This window comes from Corynebacterium sp. HMSC034H07 (genome assembly GCF_001815175.1).
In the GTDB taxonomy this organism is placed as follows: Bacteria; Actinomycetota; Actinomycetes; order Mycobacteriales; family Mycobacteriaceae; genus Corynebacterium; species Corynebacterium hiratae.
Window position 1 is genome coordinate 1 of record NZ_KV819491.1, and the last position, 14,170, is coordinate 14,170.

Sequence of the window (14,170 nt, forward strand, 5' to 3'; positions counted from 1 at the left end):
CACCGCTACCATTTCAGTCTTCTGAACACTCTCTCGACGTTGAATCCACCCCTGCGAGTGAGACGTCGCCAAGCACAAGCACCAGCGTTACTGAAGACGCCCCACAGCCCACCCTCCCCGCTACGGAGGAAAACGTCGAAGGCGTCAACATAGATCAACCACAAGAGGAAGTCATCGGCTTCACCGAGGCCCCCGGCGCGGCGCAGCCTACTCCGATGGAGAAAACCATCGAGTCCTGCGGTGATGTCTCGCTGCACGAAACCGGTACGGCATTCTTCAGCGATGGAACCTCTGGCTGGACGCAACAGTGCTCGGACGAGATGCTGGCTGCGAATCCTCCAGTTCAAGAAGCCGCCGCGGTGTATGAAGCACCCGCCGTGCAGGAGAACTATGTTCATCCCGGCGCGTATTGCAGCGGCGGAAGCGGCGTATCAAAGAGAGGTGTCCCGATGACGTGCGCACCTGCTTCTGATGGCAGGATGCGCTGGCAAAGCGCGTAACCTCATTCCGGCAGTTGAGGGCCTTTACCCTTCTTCCACAACGCAAAGGCGATGCCTCTGCGAATCAGTGCTGAAAGCCCCACGGGTAGGCAGCACAGGAAGGGCAAAGCGATGAGCATCTGCTCGATCCAGCCGAAGAGACCAACCGCCCCGATAACGACGAAAACGGCATCCAGGCGGAAATCTGTAATGACCTTCCGCTGCATGGGCAGGGAAACAAGGTAAGCAATTCCCAGAAACACGAGTGCGGGAAGAAGCACAAAGACTGCAAGGAAGCCACTCTCAGCATCAGTTCCTTGCGTATCGACGAAAAAGAGGGCCACCAGCAGCCCAACAAGCACGAACTCCACAAACGGTAACCGCAGCACAGGGAAATCTATAAGCCGCGGTGGCAGGGCGGAAGCGGGGCCGAACATACCGACAGTCTAGGTAAAATCATTTCCGCGTGGGCTTCGCCAAAGCTTTTAAGCCTTGCGGAGCGTGAACTCAACGACGTCGACTTCGTCGTCCTCAGCTAATCCGGGATAGTGAGTATCAAGCGCTTCATGAAGCTCAGCAAGAGAGCCAAAGCCATCTCTTCGGGCTTGTTCCTCCGTCAAGGACCTCCGCTGGGTAGAAACAACTGACGTGACCGCTGCGGGAATGGTGACGACCTCTCCGGATTCTTTCTCAAAGACAATCTGGGCGCTTCCTTCATGGAAGGGATCATCCACCCGAATGGTTTGTTGCTTTTCTCCGCTTCGAATTGATTCCTCGTAACCTTCCCACATATAGATGCGTTGCTCTTTGTCCATGTCACGCCAGTTATATGCGAACGGTAAGAGCTCTTCCACAGTGAGTGCTTCAAGTCCATTGCTTCCGCGCACGATGCACCGGATAGACGGATCAGTATCAAATAGCACTTGGCGGCACTTTCCACAGGGCGAAAGCACCTGGCCAGTCGGACCGTGGACGGCGACTACCGCTCGGATCGGATCCTCTGGATGACTAGCAGCGTGGTTAGCTAAGGCCGAGATTTCACCACAGGGGCCACCGAGAAAATGATATGCGTTTAAACCGAGCACGTGTTTGCCGGATTCGGTCAGGAGGGCTGCGGCTACGGTGTGATCTACCCCGTCGTGGAAACGCTGCGCATGGGTCGTGGCTGCGGTCAGTAGTTCTCGGAGTTCATTAGTAATCATCCTTCAAAGGTAGCTGCTACTGCCACAACTCCCAAGCCCAAGGGATCACAAATCTGTCGCTGTCATTCACGGTAAATAAGGGCGAAAAACTTCGAATTTCTGGCCGCTATAATTCCCCGAAGATATCAATAACCCCGGCGATTTACTCCTACTTTCGTAGTGCAGGGATCGTTCCGGGGTTTTCAAAGCGCACATTATCATATCCATATGGATAATCCAAGCCCAGCCCAAGTACAGCTGTCCCAGTGGTTTTCATCTGCGCGAATGAGCAGGTACGCCGATCATCCATCACCAGAAACGCTCTACCTTTGGAATACTCACCTCACGAAAACCTATCTCGCAGACATCGAACACCTCGAAGTACTCCTCCGAAATAGCATTCACAATGCCCTAACCGGAAGGTACGGCGAGCGATGGTTTGACGACGATCGAATCCCTTTCAACGATGCAGCGAAGAAGAATATCCGCAAAGCGAAGAAACGGGCCGGGAAGGAAGGTGCACCACCAGGAAAAATCATCGCTGAACTCAGCTTCGACTTCTGGCGTTTCCTCTTGAGTAGTCACTATCAGGCGAGTATCTGGCCCCAGGTAAAGAAGGCGTTGAAGAGAACGCCTGACAGTAGACAGCAGTTTGAAGAACTTGTAGTCATTGTTTACAAAATGAGGAATAGGTGCTCTCACCACGAATCAATCGTTCAACAACGCGATAGAGCCCGTGAAGTCGCACATCTCGACTCCGTTGATAACGCTATTCAAGAAGTAGCGGACTTCATTGATCCTCACGCCGCGGTATGGATCAAAGACAATTCACGCGTCCCCGCTATACGGGCACAACGACCTTAATCCATTGACGCTTTCTTGATACGTCGTACTGGCCTAGCGAACTCAGGCCACTGAAAAAGAAAAATCTCGAGACACCGACCGGAACGATGTCTCGAGACTTCACAGCGTGCCCGGGGCGGGACTTGAACCCGCACGTCCTATAAGGACACTGGCACCTGAAGCCAGCGCGTCTGCCAATTCCGCCACCCGGGCAGGGTATTGATGTCTTGGCGACTAGCTAACCTTAGCACGCAGTCCAACAGATTCTACAAATCCGCTGGCAAACCCGAACTTTCCAGGGAACTATAGGCCGCGCGTCTACGTTAAATAGAGGAAAGCAACCTATACTGATCGCTGCTATACCTCTCCCTTGAACATCCCGAAAGGAGGACGGCGTTACCCTATGGCATTTCTTGACAAGCTCGCCAAGCTGGATTCTTCCTTGCAACGCGGACTGGACAACGGCATGGCCTTTGTCTTCGGCGGTAAAGTCGTCCCCGCAGAGATTGAGGAGCTTCTCAAGCAGGAGGCGCAAGACAATCTGTCCCGCGGTGATGATGGCAAGCTTTATAGCCCCAACGTCATGACCGTCGGCGTGTCCTCCAAGGACATCGAGAATCTCTCACAGGACCGGGATGTTCCCAAGGATCTAGCTGATCAGCTCACCCGCTTCATCCGTAACAGTGGCTGGTCCCTCGCCGGGCCGGTCATCGTCCGCATCGCGGAGGAGTCGGGGCTGCGGACTGGGCAGTTGCGCGTGTCCTCTTTTTTGGATCACGAGCCCACCGAAGAAACCGGATTCGATGCGATTTTCCACCACGACCATGGTCAGGAGGACTCTATGACCCAGCCGCACAACGCCGACGAGGCCGCAACCACCGCCTTCATGGCCCCCACCCCGAATCAGCCAGCGCCGCAGGGCCCTGCGGTGACGCTCATGTTGCAGGACGGCTCCTCCCGCGTCTACCACGTGCAGGAGGGCTCCAATATTCTGGGCCGCAGCAACGACGCGGACCTGCGCCTGCCGGATACCGGTGTGTCCCGCCAGCACGCGGAGATCACCTGGAACGGCCAGGACGCCGTGCTGGTGGACCTGCAGTCCACGAACGGCACCACCGTCAACGACACCCCGATTGAGAACTGGCTGCTTGCCGACGGCGACGTGATCACCCTCGGTCACTCCCACATCGAGGTGCGCATCACCGGCCTCGAAGACCAGGGCTACTAAGCCGCCCGGCAAGTGTTCCCAGATTCTTAGCGTAAGGACTTTTCATGGATTCGATCGTGCTGCTCTCGCTGCGCATCGGCCTGCTGGTGTTGCTGTGGCTGTTTATCTTGGTCGCGCTCAACGCCATGCGCCGCGACGCCAATAAGGCCGCCGGCGTCTACCAGGCATCGTCCCCGGTGAAGGGGGCCCAGAGGCGTCGCGAAGCGCCGCGTGAAATCGCCATCGTGGACGGGCCGCTGCGCGGTTCCCACATGGAACTGGGCACGCTCGAAGACTGTACGATGGGCCGCGCGCAAGACTGTGACTTTGTCACCGGTGATGATTTCTCCTCCGGCCACCACGCCCGCCTGTTCCGCAGGGGCAGCGAGTGGTTCGTGGAGGACCTCGAATCCCGCAACGGCACCTTTGTTGGTGGCGTTCGCATTGACCAGCCAGAACGAGTCGGAGTCGGCTCCGATATCAAACTTGGCCGAACGACCGTGAGGTTGATGGCATGACTTTAAGCCTGACTTTTACTGCAGTGACGGACCGCGGATTGGTCCGCGAAAACAATGAGGATTCCGCCCACGCGGGCCCGCACCTGCTGGTGCTGGCCGACGGCATGGGTGGCCACGCTGCCGGCGAGGTCGCTTCCACCACCATGGTGGAGCACATGGCCTCCCTCGAGCGTGATCCGGGCGACAACGACATGCTGGCCCTGCTCGGCGCGGCGGCGGAAGACGCCAATGCGGCGATCCGCGAGCACGTGGATGAGCACCCGGAGACGGAGGGCATGGGCACCACGCTGACCGCCCTGCTTTTTAACGGCTCCGAGTTCGGCGTGTGCCACGTGGGTGATTCCCGCGGCTACCGGCTGCGTAAGGGGAAGCTGACCCAGATCACCAAGGATGACACTTATGTGCAGTCCCTAGTGGATGAGGGAAAGCTCGATCCGGAGGATGTCTCCTCCCATCCGCAGAAGTCGTTGATCCTCAAGGCCTACACGGGCCGCCCGGTGGAGCCGACTCTCTTTATGCTCGATGCTGAACCGGGCGACCGCCTCCTGCTGTGCTCGGATGGCCTATCGGATCCGGTAACGGCCTCCACCATCGAGCAGGCGCTGAAGCAGGGCACGGTCGAAGAGGCCGCTACCACCCTGCGGGATCTGGCGCTGCGCTCCGGCGGCCCTGACAACGTCACCATTGTGGTGGCGGAGGTCGTGGAAGCGGAGGGTGACGAGGACTCCCCCATCACCGTCGGCGCCATCCAAGGTGTTGTTCCGGAGCCGACGCACCCGGATTCTTCCGCGAGCCGCGCCGCAAAGCTGATCTCGCCCCCAAAAGCCCAGGCCGCTGAGGAGAAGCCCCAGGAGGAACCACAGCGGCGGCCCCAGCGAAGCCGGATTGGGTGGAAGGTGATTGCATGCCTTGCCATCGTCATCGTGCTCGTCGTCAGTGGCGGGCTCTGGATGAAGAATTATCTGGGCAATAACTATTACGTGGCTACGGATGAGGGTGGCACCCTCACTATCCAGCAGGGTGCGGATTATGAAATCTTTGGCCGCCCGCTGCACCACACGTATCAGAATGCGTGCCTAGGCAAGGACAATGCGCTCAAGCTCGGGCACGGAGAGTGCGCGGGCGACTTTGCGCCGTTCACGCTGAAGGATTTGCCCGAATCTGAACGTGCCGCTGTGGGCAACCTGCCCTCCGGCTCCTATGACGAGGTGCAAACGCAGCTGTCGCAGCTCTCGGACAAGGCGCTCAAGCCTTGCCCGAAGGCCTCGAAAGACGGAAAAGACGGAAAAGATGACAAGAGCGCGTCCAAAGGAAACTGCCGGGAGGTGAAGTAGGTGAGTAAATTCTTCTCCCGCGGCACCGAATTCGGCCTGCTCGTGCTGGCCACCGTGGTTTTCGCCATCACCTTGGTCAGCCTTGAGCTGTCCCAAGGCAACGTGCTGACACTCGATGTGCTCTACCTCGTCGGCGGTTTCATCGGCGTCTTTGCTGTCGCTCACTTGGTGCTCTGTTTCCTGGCACCCTATGCGGATCAGCTCATGCTGCCCATCGTCGCGGTGCTCAACGGCACCGGGCTCATTCTGTTGCAGCGCCTCGATCTAGCTAACGGAGGCGGGCTGGCGGTGCGGCAGGTGATGTGGACCATCGTGGGCCTCATTCTCTTCGCGCTGGTGCTCGTCCTCCTGCGTGATCACCGCTCGCTCACCCGATACTCCTATATCTTGGGTGCGCTCGGCCTGATCCTCCTCGCATTACCCCTGGTGTGGCCGCAGCCGCCGGGCGTCGACGCCCGCATCTGGCTGTGGCTCGGACCCTTTTCCATCCAGCCGGGTGAGTTCTCCAAGATCCTGCTGATTTTGTTCTTCGCCATGCTGCTGACCCAGAAGCGCTCACTGTTCACGGTGGCCGGCTACAAGTTCTTGGGTATTTCCCTGCCGCGCCTGCGAGATCTCGCCCCCATCCTGGTGATCTGGGGCATCGCGATTGTCATCATGGGCATTTCCAATGACTTCGGCCCGGCTCTGCTGCTGTTTAGCACCGTGCTCGGCATGCTCTTCATGGCCACCAACCGCGTGAGCTGGCTGCTCATTGGCGTCATCCTCGTGGGCATCGGTGGCTTCGGCATCTACCAGGTCTCGGAGAAGATCCAGCAACGCTTCTCCAACTTCCTGGATCCGCTGGCTAACTATGATTCCACCGGCTACCAGCTCTCCCAGGCGCTCTTCGGCATGTCCTCCGGCGGCATTACCGGCACCGGCCTAGGCCAGGGCCACCCGGACATGGTGCCGGTAGCGCACTCGGACTTCATCCTGGCCGGAATCGGTGAAGAGTTCGGGTTGGTTGGCCTCGCCGCGGTACTTGTGCTGTTTGCCATGCTCGTCTCCCGCGGCTTCCGCACCGCGCTGACCTGCCGTGATACCTATGGCAAACTGGTCTCTTCAGGGCTGGCCCTGACGCTGGCCGTGCAGGTCTTCGTCGTCACCGGCGGCATCTCCGCGCTGCTGCCCATGACGGGCTTGACCACGCCGTTCATGTCTGCGGGTGGCTCCTCGCTCATGGCCAACTACATGCTGCTGGCCATCCTGCTGCGCATCTCCAACGCGGCACGCCGCCCGGCGCGCGAGCTGAGCTCAAACGCACCCACTGACACGTCCATGTTCCCCGCCGTCCAGGAGGCCATCCGATGAACCGATCGATCCGCCTCGTCGCCCTTTTTTCCCTCATCCTCACTGCCATCCTCCTGGTAAACCTCACGGTGGTGCAAGCGTTTTCGACGGATAAGTACGCCCATAACCCTAAGAACGTTCGCGGCTACCTGGAGATGCGCACGACCCCGCGTGGCCAGATCTTCGCTGGCAACACGGTGCTGGCGCAGTCCACTGCCGACGCCGAGGGCAACTACTCCCGCTCCTACCCCGCCGACTCCCCGGCCTTTGCCAACATCACCGGCTACCTCTCGGAGCGCTTCGGCGCCTCCCAGCTGGAGGCCTCCCAGAATGACATCCTCAATGGCAAGGATGATTCGCTCCTGGCGCGCAATTGGCTCGATATACTCTCCGGCAAGCCGCAAAAGGGCGCGAACGTCGAAGTCACCGTCGATCCAGCCCTACAGCAAACCGCCTACGATCAGCTCGCTGGACCGGGCTATAACGGCGCGGCCGTAGCCATCCAGCCCTCGACGGGCAAGATTTTGGCCATGGCCTCCTCCCCCAGCTTCAACGTCTCCGACCTGCTCGGTGATAACGCTGGCGAGAAGTGGGAACAGCTGCAGAACCAGGAAGGCACCCCGCTGGTCAACCACGCCACGCAGGACACCCTTCCCCCTGGCTCCATCTTCAAGATCATCACCACTGCAGCAGGCCTGAACAACGGCTTCGAGCCGAACTCCACGCTGACCGGCGCAGCGTCCATTACGCTGCCCGATACCGTCACGGAGCTCACCAACTACGGCAACCAGTCCTGCGGCGGCGCGGACAGCGTCACCCTGCAGACGGCCTTCGCGCTGTCCTGCAACACGGCCTTTGTGCAGATGTCGGAGAGCATCGGCGCCGATGAGCTGCGCAAGTACGCCGAGGGCTTCGGCGTGGGTGAGAAATACTCGTTGGGTGTTAATACTTCCGCTGGCGCGCTCGGTGAGCTTGGCGACGGCGCCCAAGTCGCCCAATCCGCCATCGGCCAGCGCGACGTGACCATGTCCGCCCTCCAGGCAGCCATCATGGCCGGCACCATCGCCAACCAGGGCAAGCGCATGGAACCCTACCTGGTCAACCGCATCACCGATGCCCAAATGAATGAGCTGCGCACCACCACACCACGTCAGGCCGCCGAAGCTGTGGATGAAGAAACAGCCAACACCATCAAGGACCTCATGTTCGCTTCCGAACGCAGCACCTTCGGCTACGACGGAAACGGTTTTGCCTCGAAGACTGGCACCGCCGAGCACGGTGAGGGCCTCGCCCCGCACGCGTGGTACGTGGCCTTCGACCCAGACAAGGACATCGCGGTGGGCGTCGTGGTCAAGGACGGCGGGCACCTTGGCCAAAATGCCACCGGTGGCCAGGTCTCCGCGCCCATCGGCCGTGCCATCCTGCGCGCATACGGAGGTGAGCAGTAGTGAATAGTGCAGATAACAAAAAGCACCTCCAAGAACTGATCGGTGAGGACTACCAGCTGCAGTGGATCGTCGGCCACGGCGGCATGTCCACGGTGTGGCTGGCGGATGATGTCCACAATGACCGCGAAGTCGCCCTCAAGGTCCTGCGCCCCGAGTTCTCGGACAACAACGAGTTTCTCTCGCGCTTCCGCAACGAGGCCAAGGCGGCAGAGTCCATTGATTCCGAGAACGTCGTGGCCACCTACGACTACCGCGAGCTCGAGGACAACGGCCGCACCTTCTGCTACATGGCCCTGGAGTACATCCGCGGCGAATCCCTGGCAGACCTCTTGGCTCGCGAGGGCGCGCTGCCGGAAACGCTGGCGCTCGACGTCATGGAGCAGGCCTCCCACGGCCTGTCCGTGATCCACCACATGGGCCTGGTGCATCGCGATATCAAGCCCGGCAACCTCATGATTACCCAAAACGGGCAGGTCAAGATCACCGACTTTGGCATCGCCAAGGCCGCCGCCGCCGTGCCGCTGACCCGCACCGGCATGGTCGTCGGCACCGCCCAGTACGTCTCCCCCGAGCAGGCCCAGGGCTACGAGGTCGGCCCAACGTCGGATGTCTATTCACTCGGTGTGGTGGGCTACGAGATGCTGGCCGGCAAGCGCCCCTTCAGCGGTGATTCCTCGGTATCGGTGGCGCTGGCGCACATTAGTCAGGCGCCGGAGCCCTTGTCGACGTCGATTAGCGCGCCCACCCGGGAACTGATCGGCATGGCCCTGCGCAAGGACCCCAACACCCGCTTCGCTGATGGCAACGAGTTCACCAATGCGATCTCGGCCGTACGCCAAGGCCAGCGCCCGCCGCAGCCCAAATCCGCAGCACTCGCGCCCATCGCCGATGAACCCTCACCCTCCGCCTCGACGGAAATGCTGGCCAACATGGCGCAGCCCACCACGGTGCGACCAGCCGTCCAGCCTTCTACACCGCAGCCGGAGGAGCGCCCCGACAAGAAGGGTGGTTTCGGCACCGGGTTGCTCATCGCCGTGGCCATCGCCGCCCTCGTGGCCGTCGGACTCATGGCCTACCGGATGTGGGGGAACACGGCACCGACCCCACCACCAGCGCCGACGGAGGTCATCGTGACGGAGACAGTTGTGCCGGAGACCACGGAGGAAGAGGAAACGGAAACCCCCGAGACTGTCGAGATCACCACCGTCGAGGAGGAGCCGACCCGGGTCACCGTTACCACGACGCACTCGGTCATCCCCGCCCCGCCGGTGACCACGGAACGCACGACCCATCAGGAGCCGCCCGAGTTCCCTACGGAGGAGACGCAACCGCAGGTCAATGACAGCCCAACGCCCGCGCCCGAACTAGACTCACAGAGCAACCCCACCGAAGAATCCGCACTACAGGGAGGCCAGTAACCCACCATGGTCAGTGATCGGTACCACCTCCGCCAGTCCATCGGCACCGGCGGCATGTCCGAGGTGTACGAAGCCGAGGACTCCGTTTTGGGGCGCACCGTCGCCATCAAGATGCTGCGCCCCGACATGGCGCGCGACGTCAACTTCCGCGAGCGTTTCCGCCGCGAGGCCCAGAATTCCGGCAAGCTCAATCACCCGAACATCGTTGCCGTCTTCGACACGGGTGAAAAGGACGTCGAAGGCCTGATGGTTCCCTATATCGTCATGGAATACGTGCAGGGCCGCACCTTGCGCGACATCGTCCGTGAGGATGGCCCCATGCCGGTCGAAGAAGCCGCGCGCGTGCTCAAACCGGTGGCGGATGCTTTGCAGTCTTCCCACGAGGCCGGGATTATCCACCGCGATATCAAGCCGGCCAACATTATGCTGACCAACACCGGCCAGGTGAAGGTCATGGACTTCGGCATCGCCCGCGCGCTGGATGATTCCACGTCGGCGATGACGCAAACCTCTGCTGTCATCGGCACCGCGCAGTACCTTTCGCCGGAACAGGCCCGCGGCAAGCCTGCCGACGCCCGCTCTGACGTCTACGCTTTGGGCTGCGTCATGTATGAAACGGTTACCGGCCGCACGCCGTTTGAAGGTGAAACACCTTTTGCGGTGGCTTACCAGCATGTGCAGGAGGATCCGGCACCACCCTCGGAGCTCATCACTGAAGATCTGACGGAACGGCAGCGGCTCGGCGTCGACGCCGTCGTGCTCACGGCGATGGCCAAGCACCCTGCGGACCGCTACCAATCTGCTTGGGAGATGGGCGATGACCTCGAGCGTTTGGCCCAGGGCCAGCTGCCGGAGGCAGCACGCTCCCACGTCAACGATGAGGATCACCCCACCACGATGGTGGCACCCGTGGCCGCGCAGCACCGCGCACCGGTGGCCTCGACTCGTCCCTCTGAAGACGATGAGTCCGGCTCCGGTCTGAAGTGGCTGGCGGCGCTGCTCGCGGCCTCTCTCGTCGCCATCATTGGTTATTTTGCCTGGGACTTCTGGGATAGCTCCCGCCAAGAGGCCCGCGAGCGCGAGCAGGAGCAGCATGAAGCAGCCCAGCGCGCGAACATGGTGACTATCCCGAAGGTGGCCAACCGCCCGCGCAACGAAGTCGTGGAGGAACTAGAGAAGCTTGGCCTGCTGGTAAGCATCAACGAGGAAGCCAGCCCCGATGTACCGCGCGGCAAGGTCATCCGCATCAACCCTGCGGAAGGCTCAGAGCTGCAGAAGAACTCCTCGGTCACGCTGACGGTGTCCTCCGGCAAGGAGGTCACCGAGGTCCCGGATCTCACCGGCATGAAGCTGGATGAAGCCACCGCCGCGCTGGAGGAAGCCGAGCTAGAGCTCCACACCGACGTCGAGCAGGTGAATGATGAGGCCCCCGCGGGCGAGATCATTTCCCAGAACCCGGCGGGCGGTACGCAGCTGTCCAAGGGCTCGAAGGTGCGGATCACCGTCTCCAAGGGTCAGAAGGAAGTTAGCGTCCCGGATGTCAGCGGCATGGATCGTGACCGCGCGGTCGAGATGCTGTCCTCCATGGACTTTGACGTCAACGTGAACTCGGTGGACTCTGAGCTTCCGGAAAACCAGGTGCTCAGGGTCGTCGAGAAGGGCCAGAAGCTGCCCAAGGGCAGCCAGGTCACCCTGGAGGTCTCGAACGCGATGCTCATCCAGGCACCGGACCTGACGCATTCCACCCAGCAGGAAGCCGAATCCGCGCTGCGCGCCAAGGGCTGGTCTGGCTCCCTCGACGTGGGCGAGCGCATCCCAACGTCTAACCCGATCGACAGCGACAAGATTGGGTGGGCGTCGGCAAGCCGCGGCGATGTCATCCGCAAGGATGCGACCATCCACGTCCGGTTCTGGGAGTTTGACCCTGCGGCGCTGCTGCCGCAGTAGCTCTAATTGCCGCAGCTGCTAAGGTATTCCACAGATTAACCCCCCTATTCTTCGTGAAGGTGTAACAATGCCAAAGTCCAAGATCACGACGGAGGGCTCCGCACTCCCGCAGTCCTCCAGCTCTGCTACTAACCGCACCCCGGTCAAGATCAACTCTGAGGGCACCCCGAAGTGGTACATCGCCATCATGCTGGGCCTCATGCTCCTCGGCCTGCTCTGGCTGGTCGTGAACTACCTGGCGGGCGAGTCCATTCCGTTCATGCAGGAGCTGGGCCCGTGGAACTACGGCATCGGCTTCGGCCTGGCCATCATCGGCCTGTTGATGACGATGGGCTGGCGTTAGTTTTCATCGCCGCCAATGAACTCCTCGAGGTTCTATAGCATCGCCGGTGTCGGCTGCATCATTCTGGTGATGCTCACCGTCACGGTGGACAAAAGCTTCCTCACCCCTGGCGCACTCGTACTCGCCGGCCTCGGTGTCACGCTGACGCCGCTGGCCCTCCGCTACCCTCTTGTGGCGGCCTGCGGATACGGTGCGCTTTTTGCGCTGACGGTGTGGCTCTCGGAGTGGCGGTCTTTCCTGCTCTTGGCGTGGAGCCCCGTCATCGTGGGCATCGTGGCGTTTCGCACGCGCTGGCTGTGGGCGGTCCTTCCAGCGGTGGCGTACACCTACCTCGTCACGACGGATCCTGCGAACAACTATCTTCCGGATTTCGATCCCTTGAACCTGTCGCTGCCTCTCATCTTGTATGCGGTAGCCATCGTCATTGGGGCCGCGCTGCGCAAAAACCGGGACCAGCGTCTTGCCGCCGAACAGCGCGCCGCCGAGCAACGCGAGGCGCTGATGACCGCCCTTCATGATTCGGTGGCTGCGACGCTAACCTCCGTGGTCATGCGCTCCGAAACCTTGGCGCTGACCCAAACGGACCCTTCCGCGGCTGACTCCGCGGAAGCGATTGCTAACGACGCCCGCCGGGCCATGGGCGAGGTCCGTGATCTATTGCGCGTGATGAAGAATGAGAGCGTGACTCAGGGAGTTAAGTCCTTGGAAGAAGACCTCGACACCATGGTTAGCTTCCTGAGCAGCCACGGCTTCCACTGCGAAGCACAGATCAATGTAGGCAAGAACGGTGAGCTCGCGCTACCGGAAAAGCTCTCCCTCGTGTTCTCTGAACTCGCCATTAACATCCTCAAGTACGCTCGCCCTGAATCCCGTGTGAGCATCGAGGCCACCGGCAGCTCCAAATCCATCGACCTCGTGATCACTTCCGAGATTGCGGCGCAACAATCACGCCAGTACATGACGACGAATCTGGGCTTGGGGGAAATCGCCCGCCGTGTTCGCAGGATGCACGGCAGCTTCGGCAGCGGCAAAGAAGGCAATCTCTGGGTCACACGCCTTTCTCTTCCGGCCGCCTGCCTAAGGAAAATATAGTAAGATTGCCCGATAGTCCGCTATTTCTTAGATTTTAAAAGGTTCGACATGCGTACTTCCCTCGCCGTTGCCGCCGCAGCACTCGCGCTGTTCTCGGCACCAATTGCCAGCGCTGCTGAGACTCCTGTTGAAGCTACCGCTGCAACCACCGCAACTGAGAGCACTGAGTCCACCGGATTCACCTTCTACAGGTCGTACGCGAGCGAATTCGCCGACCACTTCCGTTGCTCCACCAGCCCCCAGCGCTGGTGGTGCGGCTAAACTGTTTCTCCATGAGCATTCGGGTTTTCCTCGTTGATGATGATGAGCTCGTTCGCTCGACGCTCCGCGTCTATTTCCAGACCACCGAAGACATCACGGTGGTCGGTGAGGCAACCAATGGTGCGGATTGCTTAGCGCAGATTGAAGAAGTCAATCCGGACCTCGTCCTCGCCGATATTCACATGCCACACATGGACGGCATTACGCTGCTCAAGCACCTTAATTCTGGACCGAATCCCCCGACGTTTTTGGCGGTGACCGCCTTCGACTCGGATGACACGATGCTGAAGATCCTGCGGGCGGGCGGCGCGGGTTATATCTTGAAGAACCAACGCCCGCGCTCCATCATTGAGGCGGTTCGCGCCGCTGTGGAAGGTGGCACCGTCGTGGCGCCCGCCGCCATGCACCGTTTGGTCGACTACATCGGTGAGCCCGCCACCCCACGCGATCCCGTCGCCGCCGCCATTGAGAGCCACGAGCTTCACGACGCCGAAATAGCCGTCCTCAAACTCCTCCTCGCCGGCAACTCCAATTCAGAGATCGCCGCCGCCACCCACTATTCGGAATCGGCCGTGAAGAAGCACGTCTCGCGCCTCATCACCATCTTCGGCGCCAGCACGCGCCTAAACCTGGTGACCAAAATTTTAGGTGGCGCTGGCTCCTAAGTAGGGATCGCCGATGTTGCGGGAGCCACCCGGTGGCTTCCGCTTCAGCGTGTGTTTGGGATTGGGGTTTAGGGGCCCTTCCGGTTTTAGAGTGCGTTGATT

Annotated in this window: 15 protein-coding genes and 1 tRNA gene; 13 read left to right on the forward strand and 3 right to left on the reverse strand. The window is 60.7% G+C overall.

The genetic code is table 11. The features are described from left to right. A partial coding sequence (locus tag HMPREF3009_RS01410) for a hypothetical protein (protein ID WP_070679560.1) occupies positions 1–500 on the forward strand: 500 nt, incomplete at its 5' end. A gap of 2 nt (positions 501–502) precedes the next feature. On the opposite strand, the gene HMPREF3009_RS01415 is transcribed toward HMPREF3009_RS01410, so the two are convergent. Together HMPREF3009_RS01415 and HMPREF3009_RS01420 are read right to left on the reverse strand one after the other, a co-directional pair. After that, complete coding sequence (locus tag HMPREF3009_RS01415) at positions 503–916, reverse strand: hypothetical protein (RefSeq protein WP_070512818.1); 414 nt, start codon at positions 914–916, stop codon at positions 503–505. Positions 917–964: 48 nt separating this feature from the next. Continuing rightward, positions 965–1,681 (reverse strand): ASCH domain-containing protein, encoded by a 717-nt coding sequence (locus tag HMPREF3009_RS01420; RefSeq protein ID WP_070512821.1) that lies wholly within the window; start codon positions 1,679–1,681, stop codon positions 965–967. Positions 1,682–1,888: 207 nt separating this feature from the next. Here HMPREF3009_RS01420 and HMPREF3009_RS01425 point away from each other — a divergent pair, with 207 nt between their 5' ends. Continuing rightward, the gene (locus tag HMPREF3009_RS01425) at positions 1,889–2,524 is read left to right on the forward strand and encodes an Abi family protein (RefSeq protein WP_070546042.1); all 636 of its coding nucleotides are present in this window, start codon (positions 1,889–1,891) and stop codon (positions 2,522–2,524) included. 107 nt (positions 2,525–2,631) lie between these two features. Here the strand turns inward: HMPREF3009_RS01425 and HMPREF3009_RS01430 are convergent. Beyond that, a tRNA-Leu gene (locus HMPREF3009_RS01430) sits at positions 2,632–2,716 on the reverse strand. 190 nt (positions 2,717–2,906) lie between these two features. Between HMPREF3009_RS01430 and HMPREF3009_RS01435 the strand changes: the two genes are divergently transcribed. From HMPREF3009_RS01435 to HMPREF3009_RS01485, 11 genes are all read left to right on the forward strand, one after another. After that, positions 2,907–3,731, forward strand: coding sequence for a DUF3662 and FHA domain-containing protein (locus tag HMPREF3009_RS01435; RefSeq protein WP_070512829.1), 825 nt, complete (start codon positions 2,907–2,909; stop codon positions 3,729–3,731). A gap of 44 nt (positions 3,732–3,775) precedes the next feature. Next, positions 3,776–4,228, forward strand: a complete 453-nt coding sequence (locus HMPREF3009_RS01440; RefSeq protein ID WP_046648650.1) for an FHA domain-containing protein FhaB/FipA — start codon at positions 3,776–3,778, stop codon at positions 4,226–4,228. Beyond that, on the forward strand, positions 4,225–5,562 hold the full coding sequence (locus HMPREF3009_RS01445; protein ID WP_070517668.1) for a protein phosphatase 2C domain-containing protein: 1,338 nt from the start codon (positions 4,225–4,227) through the stop codon (positions 5,560–5,562). The genes HMPREF3009_RS01440 and HMPREF3009_RS01445 overlap by 4 nt, the downstream gene beginning before the upstream one ends. After that, positions 5,563–6,915 carry an FtsW/RodA/SpoVE family cell cycle protein gene (locus tag HMPREF3009_RS01450; RefSeq protein ID WP_070517667.1) on the forward strand — a complete coding sequence of 451 codons (1,353 nt, stop codon included), beginning with the start codon at positions 5,563–5,565 and terminating at the stop codon, positions 6,913–6,915. Further along, positions 6,912–8,342, forward strand: coding sequence for a penicillin-binding transpeptidase domain-containing protein (locus HMPREF3009_RS01455; RefSeq protein WP_070517666.1), 1,431 nt, complete (start codon positions 6,912–6,914; stop codon positions 8,340–8,342). Before HMPREF3009_RS01450 ends, HMPREF3009_RS01455 begins: the two co-directional genes overlap by 4 nt. Then, a complete protein-coding gene (locus HMPREF3009_RS01460) occupies positions 8,342–9,760 on the forward strand; it encodes a serine/threonine-protein kinase (RefSeq protein ID WP_070512838.1) in 1,419 nt (472 codons plus the stop codon). The genes HMPREF3009_RS01455 and HMPREF3009_RS01460 overlap by 1 nt, the downstream gene beginning before the upstream one ends. A 6-nt stretch (positions 9,761–9,766) precedes the next feature. Continuing rightward, positions 9,767–11,707, forward strand: a complete 1,941-nt coding sequence (gene pknB, locus HMPREF3009_RS01465; protein ID WP_070512842.1) for a Stk1 family PASTA domain-containing Ser/Thr kinase — start codon at positions 9,767–9,769, stop codon at positions 11,705–11,707. A 67-nt stretch (positions 11,708–11,774) separates the two neighbouring features. Further along, entirely contained in the window at positions 11,775–12,050 is a 276-nt protein-coding gene (crgA, locus tag HMPREF3009_RS01470) for a cell division protein CrgA (RefSeq protein ID WP_010188168.1), read from the forward strand. Between the two features lie 15 nt (positions 12,051–12,065). Next, positions 12,066–13,142 (forward strand): sensor histidine kinase, encoded by a 1,077-nt coding sequence (locus HMPREF3009_RS01475; protein ID WP_070512845.1) that lies wholly within the window; start codon positions 12,066–12,068, stop codon positions 13,140–13,142. Positions 13,143–13,190: 48 nt separating this feature from the next. Continuing rightward, the gene (locus tag HMPREF3009_RS01480) at positions 13,191–13,403 is read left to right on the forward strand and encodes a hypothetical protein (RefSeq protein ID WP_070517665.1); all 213 of its coding nucleotides are present in this window, start codon (positions 13,191–13,193) and stop codon (positions 13,401–13,403) included. An 11-nt stretch (positions 13,404–13,414) separates the two neighbouring features. After that, positions 13,415–14,068: a response regulator gene (locus tag HMPREF3009_RS01485; protein WP_049156612.1), complete on the forward strand. Its 654-nt coding sequence runs from the start codon at positions 13,415–13,417 to the stop codon at positions 14,066–14,068. Positions 14,069–14,170: the final 102 nt, after the last annotated feature.

What these genes read in the sequence shown, in the direction of transcription:
- HMPREF3009_RS01415 (WP_070512818.1), bottom strand. Translation starts at nt 916, where the DNA reads ATGTTCGGCCCCGCTTCCGCCCTGCCACCGCGGCTTATAGATTTCCCT.
- HMPREF3009_RS01435 (WP_070512829.1), top strand. Translation starts at nt 2,907, where the DNA reads ATGGCATTTCTTGACAAGCTCGCCAAGCTGGATTCTTCCTTGCAACGC.
- pknB (WP_070512842.1), top strand. Translation starts at nt 9,767, where the DNA reads ATGGTCAGTGATCGGTACCACCTCCGCCAGTCCATCGGCACCGGCGGC.
- HMPREF3009_RS01420 (WP_070512821.1), bottom strand. Translation starts at nt 1,681, where the DNA reads ATGATTACTAATGAACTCCGAGAACTACTGACCGCAGCCACGACCCAT.
- HMPREF3009_RS01445 (WP_070517668.1), top strand. Translation starts at nt 4,225, where the DNA reads ATGACTTTAAGCCTGACTTTTACTGCAGTGACGGACCGCGGATTGGTC.
- HMPREF3009_RS01455 (WP_070517666.1), top strand. Translation starts at nt 6,912, where the DNA reads ATGAACCGATCGATCCGCCTCGTCGCCCTTTTTTCCCTCATCCTCACT.
- crgA (WP_010188168.1), top strand. Translation starts at nt 11,775, where the DNA reads ATGCCAAAGTCCAAGATCACGACGGAGGGCTCCGCACTCCCGCAGTCC.
- HMPREF3009_RS01425 (WP_070546042.1), top strand. Translation starts at nt 1,889, where the DNA reads ATGGATAATCCAAGCCCAGCCCAAGTACAGCTGTCCCAGTGGTTTTCA.
- HMPREF3009_RS01485 (WP_049156612.1), top strand. Translation starts at nt 13,415, where the DNA reads ATGAGCATTCGGGTTTTCCTCGTTGATGATGATGAGCTCGTTCGCTCG.
- HMPREF3009_RS01440 (WP_046648650.1), top strand. Translation starts at nt 3,776, where the DNA reads ATGGATTCGATCGTGCTGCTCTCGCTGCGCATCGGCCTGCTGGTGTTG.
- HMPREF3009_RS01480 (WP_070517665.1), top strand. Translation starts at nt 13,191, where the DNA reads ATGCGTACTTCCCTCGCCGTTGCCGCCGCAGCACTCGCGCTGTTCTCG.
- HMPREF3009_RS01475 (WP_070512845.1), top strand. Translation starts at nt 12,066, where the DNA reads ATGAACTCCTCGAGGTTCTATAGCATCGCCGGTGTCGGCTGCATCATT.